General features: G+C 64.1%; 11 protein-coding genes. 5 read left to right on the forward strand and 6 right to left on the reverse strand.

Going from position 1 to position 11,636, the window contains the following annotated elements; translation table 11 throughout:
• Window positions 1–152 precede the first annotated feature (152 nt).
• The 4 genes from IVA78_RS18260 to IVA78_RS18275 form a co-directional block, all read right to left on the reverse strand.
• Window positions 153–896 (reverse strand): HAD family hydrolase, encoded by a 744-nt coding sequence (locus IVA78_RS18260; RefSeq protein WP_247279622.1) that lies wholly within the window; start codon window positions 894–896, stop codon window positions 153–155.
• Window positions 887–1,774 (reverse strand): oxygen-dependent coproporphyrinogen oxidase, encoded by an 888-nt coding sequence (hemF, locus tag IVA78_RS18265; RefSeq protein WP_247279677.1) that lies wholly within the window; start codon window positions 1,772–1,774, stop codon window positions 887–889. The genes IVA78_RS18260 and hemF overlap by 10 nt, the downstream gene beginning before the upstream one ends.
• 112 nt (window positions 1,775–1,886) lie before the next feature.
• Window positions 1,887–2,519 carry a 7-carboxy-7-deazaguanine synthase gene (gene queE / locus IVA78_RS18270; RefSeq protein ID WP_247279623.1) on the reverse strand — a complete coding sequence of 211 codons (633 nt, stop codon included), beginning with the start codon at window positions 2,517–2,519 and terminating at the stop codon, window positions 1,887–1,889.
• Between the two features lie 10 nt (window positions 2,520–2,529).
• A complete protein-coding gene (locus IVA78_RS18275; RefSeq protein WP_247279678.1) occupies window positions 2,530–2,997 on the reverse strand; it encodes a tRNA (cytidine(34)-2'-O)-methyltransferase in 468 nt (155 codons plus the stop codon).
• A 278-nt stretch (window positions 2,998–3,275) separates the two neighbouring features.
• Between IVA78_RS18275 and petA the strand changes: the two genes are divergently transcribed.
• The 5 genes from petA (at window position 3,276) to IVA78_RS18300 (ending at window position 10,034) form a co-directional block, all read left to right on the forward strand.
• The gene (petA, locus tag IVA78_RS18280) at window positions 3,276–3,806 is read left to right on the forward strand and encodes a ubiquinol-cytochrome c reductase iron-sulfur subunit (RefSeq protein ID WP_247466852.1); all 531 of its coding nucleotides are present in this window, start codon (window positions 3,276–3,278) and stop codon (window positions 3,804–3,806) included.
• 62 nt (window positions 3,807–3,868) lie between these two features.
• A complete protein-coding gene (gene fbcH, locus IVA78_RS18285) occupies window positions 3,869–5,941 on the forward strand; it encodes a cytochrome b/c1 (RefSeq protein ID WP_247418003.1) in 2,073 nt (690 codons plus the stop codon).
• A 172-nt stretch (window positions 5,942–6,113) separates the two neighbouring features.
• The gene (locus IVA78_RS18290; protein WP_247466855.1) at window positions 6,114–6,788 is read left to right on the forward strand and encodes a dienelactone hydrolase family protein; all 675 of its coding nucleotides are present in this window, start codon (window positions 6,114–6,116) and stop codon (window positions 6,786–6,788) included.
• Window positions 6,789–7,210: 422 nt separating this feature from the next.
• Window positions 7,211–9,376: an anthranilate synthase component I gene (locus tag IVA78_RS18295; protein ID WP_247466858.1), complete on the forward strand. Its 2,166-nt coding sequence runs from the start codon at window positions 7,211–7,213 to the stop codon at window positions 9,374–9,376.
• A gap of 118 nt (window positions 9,377–9,494) precedes the next feature.
• Window positions 9,495–10,034: an adenine phosphoribosyltransferase gene (locus IVA78_RS18300; RefSeq protein WP_011085277.1), complete on the forward strand. Its 540-nt coding sequence runs from the start codon at window positions 9,495–9,497 to the stop codon at window positions 10,032–10,034.
• Between the two features lie 26 nt (window positions 10,035–10,060).
• On the opposite strand, the gene IVA78_RS18305 is transcribed toward IVA78_RS18300, so the two are convergent.
• Both IVA78_RS18305 and IVA78_RS18310 read right to left on the reverse strand, forming a co-directional pair.
• Window positions 10,061–10,729, reverse strand: a complete 669-nt coding sequence (locus tag IVA78_RS18305; RefSeq protein ID WP_247466861.1) for a hypothetical protein — start codon at window positions 10,727–10,729, stop codon at window positions 10,061–10,063.
• A 62-nt stretch (window positions 10,730–10,791) separates the two neighbouring features.
• The gene (locus IVA78_RS18310) at window positions 10,792–11,544 is read right to left on the reverse strand and encodes a hypothetical protein (RefSeq protein ID WP_247279628.1); all 753 of its coding nucleotides are present in this window, start codon (window positions 11,542–11,544) and stop codon (window positions 10,792–10,794) included.
• Window positions 11,545–11,636: the final 92 nt, after the last annotated feature.

Genomic DNA, 11,636 nt, shown 5'->3' on the forward strand with positions numbered 1-11,636 from the left:
GACGATGCCATCATGCCCCTGTTTTGCCCGGCGTGTCAAAAGGATTTCGTAAAAATCGAAAGTTGAGTTTGCGTTTGCCGTAAGTCCTTGAATTCGCAGCAGCGCCTACTGTGCATGGGGTTGTTTTTCGATATTTTTGTTTTCGCCTTTGGTTACTCCGGCAGGAGCTCGGTCAGCGAACGGATGATGCGGTCGGGTCGGACGATCGAGCCTTCGGGCAGGCCGTCGCCATGCACGTCGATCCAGATCGAATAGATGCCGAGGCGCTGCGGCGTCACGACTTCCCATTCCAGATTGTCGCCGATCATCCAGGTGTCCTTCGCGGTGACGCCGAGCGCCTCCATCGCATGCAGATAGGCGCGCTCCTCGGGCTTGCCGAAGCCGTGCTCGCCCTCGATCTGGATGTGGTGGAAGCGGTGCGCGAGCTCGAAGCGCTCGACCTTGGCGCGCTGGGTGTCGGCGGCGCCGTTGGTCACCAGCGCGAGCTTGATGCCGAGCGCCTTCAACTGGTCGATCGCCGCATGCGCACCGGGAAAGACGAACATCTCCTCCTCGCGATAGGCGGTGAAACGGTCGGCGAGGCGAATGGCGAGGTCGTCGGGCAGGGCGCGATGGCCGGCGGCCGCGAGCGCGGCAAAGCCGCCCTTGACCGTGAGGTGGCGGGCCTCGGCAAGCTTCAGCCGCCATGCGGCTTCCGCGTTGGCCCAGAAGTTTCGCGCGAACGTCAGCACCGCGGTCGCCACCAGCGGCGGCGGCAGCGGCGCGAGTTCTTCGGCGAACTCGGCCGTGATCGTATTCCAGGCGATCTCAGGCCGGCCATAGGCCGACAGGATGGTGTCGTCCATGTCGATCAGCATGGCGCGAGGGAGCGGCGGCATTGCAAGCTTCATGGCCATTTCACTTCCGGCGGCAGCGACGAAAGGATCGAATCCACGTTGCCGCCGGTCTTGAGCCCGAAAATGGTGCCGCGGTCGTAGAGCAGGTTGAACTCGACATAGCGACCGCGCCGGATCAATTGCTCCTCGCGATCCGCAGCGGTCCAGGCTGTCGCGAAATTGCGCCGGATCAGTTCGGGATAGATCTGCAGGAAGGCGCGGCCGACATCCTGGGTAAAGGCGAGGTCGGCGTCCCAGTCGCCGCTGTCGTGCCAGTCGTAGAAGATGCCGCCGATGCCGCGCGCCTCCTTCCGGTGGGGCAGGTAGAAATATTCGTCGCACCACTTCTTGTACTTGTCGTAATCGGCGACGCTGCTGTGCTGGTTGCAGGCCTGTTTCATCGCGGCGTGAAAGGCGATGCTGTCGGCATCGTCCTGCGTGCGCCGGCGCTCCAGCACCGGCGTCAGGTCCGCGCCGCCGCCAAACCAGGCTTTGGTGGTGACGACGAAGCGCGTGTTCATGTGCACGGCGGGCACGTGCGGATTGCGCAGATGCGCGATCAGCGAGATGCCGGAGGCCCAGAATTTTGGATCCTCCGCGGCGCCGGGGATTTGAGCACGAAATTCAGGGGCGAATTCGCCATGCACCGTCGAGCAATGCACGCCGATCTTCTCGAACAGACGGCCATGCATCATCGACATCACGCCGCCACCTCCGGCCGCGCCGGAATGATCGGTGCGCTGCCAGGGGGTGCGCTTGAAACGGCCGGCTTCGCCCGGATAGAGGCTTGGCGGGACGTCCTCTTCCAGCTGTTCGAAGCTCGCGCAGATGTCGTCGCGCAAGGCTTCGAACCACGCGCGCGCGCGGGCCTTGCGGTCTTCGATCAGGGTCGGATCCATTATCGCGGTCATTTCGTCAGCCCTTGCGGACGCCAAACAGGTGCGGCTCTCGTTGCAATTGTCGCCGTGGATGCTGACGCGGGTGAGCTTTGCATCTGTCCGTCTACCAAACCTATCTGATGCCGAGCGACTTATGCGTCTGCACGCTGAGCCGCCATTGCGGATGGCGCAGGCAATAGTCGATCGCGCGTGCGGTGTTCTCGGCGACCTCGGGTCCGTCCATCGGTTGGAGCGAGAAGCGCTCGAAGGCGAGGCCCTCGAAGGTCTCGGGCGGGGCGAGCACCTGCGGATAGACCAGCTTCAGCTCATGGCCGCGCCGCAAAACGAGCTCGCTGCCGCCCTTGGGGCTGACGCAGATCCAGTCCAGCCCCTCGGGGGCTGCAATCGTGCCGTTGGTCTCGACGCCGATCTCGAAGCCGCGGGCGTGCAGCGCGTCGACCAGCGCGGCATCGACCTGGAGCAGCGGCTCGCCGCCGGTCAGCACCACGTAGCGGTTGTCGGCCGATGCGATCCATTGCGCGGCGATGGTGTCGGCGAGTTCCGCGGCCGAGCCATAGCGGCCGCCGAGCGTGCCGTCGGTGCCGACGAAATCCGTGTCGCAAAATTTGCAGGTCGCCTCGTTGCGATCCGCCTCGCGGCCGCTCCAGAGGTTGCAACCGGCAAAGCGGCAGAACACGGAGGCGCGCCCGGCATGGGCGCCTTCGCCTTGCAGGGTCAGGAAGATTTCCTTGACCGCGTAACTCAAGTCTCTCTCCTCAATCGTTTGGGCCTTCAGGGGTCCGGAGCTGACGCAGCGCCTCGCCGGCGGCCATCGCCGCACTCATGGCCACATTGAGCGACCGCAGGCCGGCCTTGATCGGAATCACCAGCCGCGCATCCGCGGCCTCGAGCACCGCGTCGGTGACGCCGGCGCTCTCGCGCCCGAATAGCAGGATGTCCGACGTCTGGTAACGAAAATCACGGTAGTCGGTCGCACCTTTGGTGGTGAACAGCAGCAGGCGACAGCCTTGTGCCGCACGCCAGTCCTCGAACCTCGCCCAGGAATCGTGCCTGACGATGCTGACATGGTCGAGGTAGTCCATTCCCGCCCGGCGGAACGTCCGATCGGAAGCGGGGAACCCAGCCGGCTCGATGATATGCGCGGCCACGTTCAGACAGGCGCAGAGCCTGAGAATCGTGCCGGTGTTCTGGGGAATGTCGGGCTGGAAAAGAGCTATCTGCATGGGCTGTGCGGGGCTGGTTGCGGCCGGAAATGTCTCAATAAAACATCGCTCGTCCGGGAATTCGTGCATTGCACGCTCCCGCGCCGATAGCGGGCTTGCGCTCGCCCGGCAAGGGTGCCAATAGAACGATTCTGGACTGCTGTTTCACCTGTTTAGGTGCGAGCACGCAAAGTTCTGCCGCCGCGGGGGGGCCGCGGGCGCCGGCAGCCTTTCCGGGGACCTCATGGGCGCCCCCCGGAGCGGTTCCACCGGCCGCATAAGAAGAAAGGGTTGGAATCGTGACGACAGCGTCTTCGGCGGACCATCCGACACGCCGTGATTTCTTATTCGTTGCAACGGGGGCCGCCGCAGCAGTAGGGGGCGCGGCCGCGCTCTGGCCCTTCATCTCGCAAATGAATCCGGATGCCTCGACCATCGCCGCCGGTGCGCCAATCGAGATCGATCTCAGCCCGATCGCCGAAGGCCAGGACATCAAGGTGTTCTGGCGCGGCAAACCGATCTACATCAGCCACCGCACCAAGAAGCAGATCGACGAAGCGCGCGCCGTAAACGTGGCGAGCCTGCCCGATCCGCAGAGCGACGAGGCTCGGGTCAAGTCCGGCCACGAGCAGTGGCTGGTCGTGATCGGCATCTGCACCCATCTCGGTTGCATCCCGATCGCTCATGAAGGCAGCTACGACGGCTTCTTCTGCCCCTGCCATGGGTCGCAGTACGATTCGTCCGGCCGCATCCGCCAGGGGCCCGCGCCCGCGAACCTGCCGGTGCCGCCGTACCAGTTCGTTTCCGACACCAAAATCCAGATCGGCTGAGCCTCGGACCGACATCCGAAGCTTCGTGCCGTCTCGTCGTACTATTTCCTCAGGATCGCATCATGAGCGGACCATCCGACTACCAGCCGAGCAATCCGGCCCTGCAATGGATCGAGCGGCGTCTGCCGATCTTTGGTCTCATCCATTCCTCCTTCGTCGCCTATCCCACCCCGCGCAACCTGAACTATTGGTGGACCTTCGGCGCCATCCTCTCCTTCATGCTGGGGATGCAAATCCTCACCGGTGTGATCCTGGCGATGCACTACACGCCGCATGCCGATCTCGCCTTCAAGTCGGTCGAGCTGATCGTCCGTGACGTCAATTACGGCTGGCTGCTGCGCAACATGCACGCGGTCGGCGCCTCGATGTTCTTTGTCGCCGTCTACGTCCACATGTTCCGTGGCCTTTACTACGGGTCGTACAAGGAGCCGCGCGAGGTGCTGTGGATCCTCGGCGTCATTATCTACCTGCTGATGATGGCCACGGGTTTCATGGGCTACGTGCTGCCTTGGGGCCAGATGAGCTTCTGGGGCGCCACCGTCATCACCAATCTGTTCTCGGCCATTCCCTATGTCGGCGAGAGCATCGTGACGCTGTTATGGGGCGGCTATTCGGTCGGCAACCCGACGCTGAACCGCTTCTTCTCGCTGCACTATCTGCTGCCGTTCCTGATCGCGGGCGTCGTCGTGCTCCACGTCTGGGCGCTGCACGTCGCCGGACAGAACAACCCCGACGGCGTCGAGCCGAAGACGGAAAAGGACACGGTGCCGTTCACGCCGCACGCGACCATCAAGGACATGTTCGGCGTCACCTGCTTCATGCTGCTCTACGCCTGGTTCATCTTCTACATGCCGAACTATCTCGGCGACGCCGACAACTACATCCCGGCGAACCCGGGCGTGACGCCGCCGCACATCGTGCCGGAATGGTATTACCTGCCGTTCTACGCGATCCTGCGCTCGATACCGAACAAGCTCGCGGGGGTCATCGCGATGTTCGGGGCGATCATCATCCTGTGCTTCCTGCCCTGGCTCGATAGCGCCAGGACGAAATCATCGAAGTACCGTCCGCTGGCCAAGCAGTTCTTCTGGATCTTCGTTGCGGTCTGTATCCTGCTCGGCTATCTCGGCGCGCAGCCGCCGGAGGGCATTTACGTCGTTGCCGGCCGGGTCCTGACGTTCTGCTACTTCGCCTACTTCCTGATCGTGCTGCCGCTGCTCGCGCGCATCGAAAAGCCGCGACCGGTACCGAATTCGATCTCGGATGCGGTGTTGGCCAAAACCGGGAGCAGGTCGACCCCGATGGTGTCGACCGCGATAATGCTGGCGCTCGCCGGTTCGTTGTTCGCGGGCTCGATCGACAGCGCGAAAGCGTCCGAGGGTGGCGACCAGCCGCCGTCAATCAAATGGTCGTTCTCGGGCCCCTTCGGTAAGTTCGACCGCGGCGCGCTCCAGCGCGGCCTGAAGGTCTATAAGGAGGTCTGCGCCAGCTGCCACGGCCTGTCCTACGTCGCCTTCCGCAACCTCGCCGAGCCCGGTGGGCCCGGCTATTCGGTGGCGCAGGCCTCGGCGTTTGCTTCCGAGTACAAGGTCAAGGATGGCCCGAACGATGCCGGTGACATGTTCGAGCGTGCAGGCCGGCCGGCGGACTATTTCCCCTCGCCATTCCCGAACGAGCAGGCGGCGCGTGCCGCGAATGGCGGCGCGGCGCCCCCGGACCTGTCCCTGATCACCAAGGCGCGTTCTTACAAGCGCGGCTTCCCCTGGTTCATCGTTGACTTCTTCACCCAGTACCAGGAGCAGGGTCCGGATTATGTCGCGGCCGTGCTTCAGGGCTTCGAGGACAAGGCCCCCGAGGGCGTCACCCTCCCGGAAGGCTCCTATTACAACAAGTACTTCCCCGGCCACGCCATCAAGATGCCGAAGCCGCTCAGCGATGGCCAGGTCTCCTATGACGACGGCTCGCCGACCACCGTGGCGCAATATGCCAAGGACGTCACCACGTTCCTGATGTGGACCGCCGAGCCGCACATGGAAGCGCGCAAGCGCCTCGGTTTCCAGGTGTTCGTGTTCCTGATCATCTTCGCGATCCTGATGTACTTCACCAAGAAAAAGGTCTGGGCCGACTCGCACTGAGCGGCGCGAGCCGAAACGGGAGAAGAAGCCCCCCGCGAGGGGGCTTTTTTTGGATGGTCAAGGGCTCGCGCTACGCGCGCCCCGGAATGACGTGAGTGTGGATTGCGCCGCGCGCTCTCAGCGGCCAAAATACCGCCAATCGCTCCCTCAGAAAAACGCGTCGGAGGACACCATGGGAACCACCATCACCTTCAAGCGCCCGGACGGCAAGGACGCCTCGGGCTATCTCGCCAATGCCGCGCGCGGCAACGCGCCGGGCGTGGTCGTGATCCAGGAATGGTGGGGCCTGTCGGACCAGATCAAGGGCCTGTGCGACCGCTTCGCGCTCGCCGGCTTCGATGCGCTGGCGCCCGATCTCTACAACGGCAAGGTGGTGCCCTATCACGACACGGACAGCGCCAACAACGAGATGAACTCGCTCGACTTCATGGACGCGACCACGCAGACGGTGCGCGGCGCCGCGCAATATCTGGCGCGCAACGGCGCCAAGGTCGGGCTAACAGGCTTCTGCCTCGGCGGCGCCGTCACCATCATCGGCGCGACCAAGATCCCGGAGCTCGCGGCCGGCGTCGTGTTCTACGGCATCCCGCCGGAGCAGGCGGCCAAGCCCGCCGACGTCAAAATCCCGCTCCAGGCCCACTTCGCCAACAAGGACGATTGGTGCACGCCGGAGCTGGTCAATGGATTCGAGAAGGCCATGAAGGCCGCCGGCAAGTCGCTGGAGCTGTTCCGCTATGACGCCGAGCACGCCTTCGTCAACGAGCAGCGCCAGTCCGTGCACGACCGCGAAGCTGCCGAGCTCGCCTGGGGCAGGGCGACGGAGTTTTTCCGAAAACATCTGGGGTAGGTGGAGCGCCATCAGTCGCGCCACATTTTCGATGTCCCGGCGAAGGCCGGGACGCATAACCCAGGAGGGGTTATGGCGCGAGCTTGTAACCACTAGTCTTCGTCAAACTAATTCATGTGGCTATCGATCCCGGCCCTTCGGCAGGATGACGGCGGAGGCCGAAGTCGGAGCGCCCCGTATCCCACAGCGCTGACCATCAGGCGGCCACTACGTGACCGCCCTTGACGGCGCCCCCGCGCCATGGTGAGTATCGACCCCATGAGCACCGCCGTCCGCGCAGCCCGTCTCTGGTGGCGCACCTCCTAACGAGGTGGCCGGTGCGATTTTCCTTTCCTAAATCGTCTGAGGTCGCCCACGCAGTGCGGCGGCCTGATCGTTTGTCCTGTGTGGCGTTCCCTCGGCAAGTCTCGTAAGAGGACCACATGAACAGGACAGTCTTTGCCCTCCCGCCCAGAAGTGACTACGTGACCCGTGCAGGTCTTGCGATCACGCGCATGACCGAGCAGTTCACCGGCGGCGCGAGCCGGCTCGACGATCTCGTCAGCCTGCTCGACCGTCGCCGCGGCGTGGTGCTGTCCTCGGGCACGACCGTGCCTGGCCGCTACGAGAGCTTCGATCTCGGCTTCTCCGACCCGCCGCTGAAGCTCGAGACCGTCGGTGTCAATTTCAAGCTGGAGGCGCTGAACGGCCGCGGCCGGGTGCTGATCGCCTTCCTCGCTGAGGTCCTGCGCGAGCCCTGCGTGGTGATCTCGGAGAAGACGGCGACGCGCCTTGCCGGCCACATCATCCGTGGCGACGCCCCGGTCGAGGAGGACCAACGTACCCGGCGTGCCAGCGTGATGTCGCTGGTGCGCGATCTCGTCGCCGCCTTCTCCGCCAATGACGACGGGCTGCTCGGCCTGTTCGGCGCGTTCGCCTACGACCTCGTGTTCCAGATCGAGGACCTCGTGCAGAAGCGGCCGCGCGAAAGCGACCAGCGCGACATCGTGCTCTACGTGCCCGATCGCCTGCTGGCCTATGACCGCGCCACCGGCCGCGGCGTGGTGCTCACTTACGATTTCGCCTGGAAGGGCAAGTCTACCGAAGGCCTGCCGCGCGAGACCGCCGACAACCCGTATCTGAAGACGCCGCGGCAAGGATTTGCCGATCACGCCCCCGGCGAATATCAGGCCACGGTCGAGACGGCGCGCGCAGCCTTCGCCCGTGGCGATCTGTTCGAGGCGGTGCCGGGGCAGCTCTTCGCCGAGCCCTGCGACCGCTCGCCGGCCGAAGTGTTCCAGCGCCTCTGCGTCATTAACCCGTCGCCTTACGGCGCGCTGATGAATCTCGGAGAGGGCGAATTCCTGGTGTCGGCCTCGCCGGAGATGTTCGTGCGCTCGGACGGACGCCGCGTCGAGACCTGCCCGATATCAGGCACGATCGCGCGCGGGCTCGATGCGATCGGCGACGCCGAGCAGATCCGCCAGCTCCTGAACTCGGAGAAGGACGAGTTCGAGCTCAACATGTGCACCGACGTCGACCGCAACGACAAGGCGCGCGTCTGCGTGCCCGGCACGATCAAGGTGCTGGCGCGGCGGCAGATCGAGACCTACTCAAAGCTGTTCCACACCGTCGACCACGTTGAGGGCATGCTGCGTCCCGGCTTCGACGCTCTCGATGCCTTCCTCACCCACGCCTGGGCGGTGACCGTGACCGGCGCGCCAAAGCTCTGGGCGATGCAGTTCGTAGAAGATCACGAACGCTCGCCGCGGCGCTGGTATGCCGGCGCGATCGGCGCGGTGAATTTCGACGGCAGCATCAACACCGGCCTCACCATCCGCACCATCCGCATGAAGGATGGCCTCGCCGAGGTGCGCGTCGGCGCGACCTGCCTGTTCGATTCCGATCCCGCCGCCGAAGATCGCGAGTGCCAGGTCAAGGCCGCCGCGCTGTTCCAGGCGCTGCGCGGCGATCCGCCGAAGCCGCTCTCGACCTTCGCGCCCGATGCGACCGGCTCGGGCAAGCAGGTGCTGCTGATCGATCACGACGACAGCTTCGTGCACATGCTCGCCGACTATTTCCGCCAGGTCGGCGCCAGCGTCACCGTGGTCCGCTATGTGCATGCGCTCGACATGCTCAAGCAGAAGAGGTGGGACTTGCTGGTGCTGTCGCCCGGCCCCGGCAGGCCGGAGGATTTCGCAATCAAGAAGACCATCGATGCGGCGCTGGAGAAGAAGCTGCCGGTGTTCGGCGTCTGCCTCGGCGTGCAGGCGATCGGCGAATATTTTGGCGGCGAACTCGGGCAACTCACCCATCCCGCCCACGGCCGGCCCTCGCGGGTGCAGGTGCGCGGCGGGCGGCTGATGCGCAATCTGCCGAACGAGATCGTCATTGGCCGCTATCACTCGCTATTTGTCGAGCGCGACAGCATGCCTGAAGTTCTGAGCGTGACCGCCAGCACTGAGGACGGCGTTGCCATGGCGCTCGAGCATAAGACCCTGCCGGTCGCCGGCGTGCAATTCCACCCGGAATCGCTGATGTCGCTCGGTGGGGAGGTGGGTTTGCGAATTGTCGAGAATGCGTTCCGGCTCGATGCGGGAGCGAATTGAGTGCAGGATATTTCATATTCGTCATTCCGGGGCGGCTCGAAGAGCCGAACCCGGAATCTCGAGATTCCGGGTTCGCGCTTTGCGCGCCCCGGAATGACAACTGAGATGTGAGACACCGATGACCTTTGACCACGATCTGAAGGCGAGCGTCCGCACCATCCCGGACTATCCGAAGCCAGGGATCATGTTCCGTGACATCACCACGCTGCTCGCGGACGCGCGCGCGTTCCGCCGCGCGGTCGACGAGCTCGTCAATCCCTGGGCCGGCAACAAGATCGACAAGGTTGCCGGCATGGAGGCGCGCGGCTTCATCATCGGCGGCGCAGTGGCGCATCAGCTCTCGGCCGGATTCGTGCCGATCCGGAAAAAGGGCAAGCTGCCGCATACCACCGTGCGCATCGCTTACTCCCTCGAATATGGCATCGACGAGATGGAAATGCATGTTGACGCGATCCAGCCCGGCGAGCGCGTGATCCTGGTCGACGACCTCATTGCCACCGGCGGCACCGCGGAAGGCGCGGTGAAGCTGTTGCGCCAGATCGGCGCCAATGTCGTCGCCGCCTGCTTCATTATCGACCTGCCCGAGCTCGGCGGCGCTGCCAAGCTGCGCGCCATGGACGTGCCGGTGCGCACGCTGATGACGTTCGAGGGACATTGAGCAATATTAGGCTTGGTGATTCCAGGCTACGACCGCTGCAGGATCAAGCTGAGTTCGAGTTCGCGGAACGTAATGTAATTCCGCCGGGTCCACTGGTGCAGCTCGGTCGAGGCGTCCTTTTCCTGGCGCAAATAGCCGGTGAAGGAGAAGTTCAGCCGGTCGATATAGGTCTTGAGGAAGCCCGGCAGCGCCGGCAGTCGGAACAGCCGGCCGCCGGCCATCGCGGGCGGCAGCTCGCCGCGCACGATATATTCGTTGTCCACCGTGATCAGGTTTATGCGCGGGATTTGCCCGCGCAGCATCTCATGGCCCCGCGCCGAGGCGCGGTCGGTATCGGCGACGAACAGGATCTGAGGCGCGACGTGGCGGCGGGCCGCCTCCTTGAGCAGGCCGATCTCCTCGGTCATTTTGAAGAACTCGTCGAAGGCGTGGAAGCCGAGGTCGATCACCTTGGCAAGGCCGTCATCGACGATGACGCGGTCCATCAGCTGCATCTTGCCGTAGGTGTCGATCACGTCCGCGGTCTCGGTGACAGCAGGCAAGTAATCGAGCAGCGACGGCTCCTTCAGGTTGACGTCAAAGGCCGCGACGTTACCGTTCTTGAGCAGCAGGAATTCGGCGAGCAGCCGCGCCAGCAGGGTCTTACCGACCTGCGGGCGGGGCGAGCATATGATGTAGACGGGTGTCGCGGGCATCACGAACTATTATCTGAGCGAACTCGCCGCCCAATCCAGCCGTATCAGCCTCGCTTGCGCAACTATTTTTCGCTGTTGCGGGTGGCGGATTTCGAACCGACGATGTCGGTCAGCCGGATCCGGTCGAACTCGCTCCAGACATTTGCCAGCCAGTGCCGGACATAGCCGCGCAGCACGAACGAGTAGTTCGCGGCGTCGTCGTTGAGGCCCTTGTTGGCGACGAACTTCAGAAACGGAACGGAGGAGACCTCGACCTGCTCATAGGCCATTTCGTTGAGCTTGGGGATGGTCAGCTCGGTCGCGTCCTTGATGCGGTGGAAGTAGGAATTGTAGGTCGCCTGGTCCCACTGGAAGAACTGGGTGTCGTTGATGAAGTTCTTCACCAGGAAATATTTCGCGCCGCCCATGAAGCCCGCGGTCTCCGCAATCTCCTCCAGCGAGGCGATCGAGGGCCCGAGGATGTGGAACACGGCAAAGGTAATCTGGCCGGCCTTGGCTGCGTCGAGGAAGCCGATGTCGCGGAGCGAGGCCAGCGCTGGCGAGAGCAGGCCGGCGCGGACGTCGATCACGGTCACCGACGGGCTCACCGCGTTGAGCGTATCGAAAATCTTCATCTGATCCGACGTCGTCGTCATGTCGACGATCTCGGTGATGTCGGGGTGGAAGCGCTTCAGGGTTCCGCGCGGCGACTCCGTGTCGAACGCCCGCGTCGGCACGTTGTTGGCGGAAAAATAATCGAGCAAGGTACGCGACACCGTGGTCTTGCCGACCCCGCCCTTGTCTGCGCCCACCACAACCACTGCCGGCTTTGCCATTGCTGTCCCCTAACGCGCCCCCGATCGCGAGGTCGCAATCGGCCGGGCCCCAAATCGATGTCCCGAGTCTGCTGTTGGGCGCGAACATGGCA

The sequence above is a fragment of the Bradyrhizobium sp. 137 genome (assembly GCF_023074095.1).
GTDB lineage: Bacteria > Pseudomonadota > Alphaproteobacteria > Rhizobiales > Xanthobacteraceae > Bradyrhizobium.

What these genes read in the sequence shown, in the direction of transcription:
- IVA78_RS18305 (WP_247466861.1), bottom strand. Translation starts at nt 10,729, where the DNA reads ATGCCCGCGACACCCGTCTACATCATATGCTCGCCCCGCCCGCAGGTC.
- IVA78_RS18300 (WP_011085277.1), top strand. Translation starts at nt 9,495, where the DNA reads ATGACCTTTGACCACGATCTGAAGGCGAGCGTCCGCACCATCCCGGAC.
- IVA78_RS18310 (WP_247279628.1), bottom strand. Translation starts at nt 11,544, where the DNA reads ATGGCAAAGCCGGCAGTGGTTGTGGTGGGCGCAGACAAGGGCGGGGTC.
- hemF (WP_247279677.1), bottom strand. Translation starts at nt 1,774, where the DNA reads ATGGATCCGACCCTGATCGAAGACCGCAAGGCCCGCGCGCGCGCGTGG.
- IVA78_RS18275 (WP_247279678.1), bottom strand. Translation starts at nt 2,997, where the DNA reads ATGCAGATAGCTCTTTTCCAGCCCGACATTCCCCAGAACACCGGCACG.
- IVA78_RS18260 (WP_247279622.1), bottom strand. Translation starts at nt 896, where the DNA reads ATGGCCATGAAGCTTGCAATGCCGCCGCTCCCTCGCGCCATGCTGATC.
- IVA78_RS18295 (WP_247466858.1), top strand. Translation starts at nt 7,211, where the DNA reads ATGAACAGGACAGTCTTTGCCCTCCCGCCCAGAAGTGACTACGTGACC.
- IVA78_RS18290 (WP_247466855.1), top strand. Translation starts at nt 6,114, where the DNA reads ATGGGAACCACCATCACCTTCAAGCGCCCGGACGGCAAGGACGCCTCG.
- fbcH (WP_247418003.1), top strand. Translation starts at nt 3,869, where the DNA reads ATGAGCGGACCATCCGACTACCAGCCGAGCAATCCGGCCCTGCAATGG.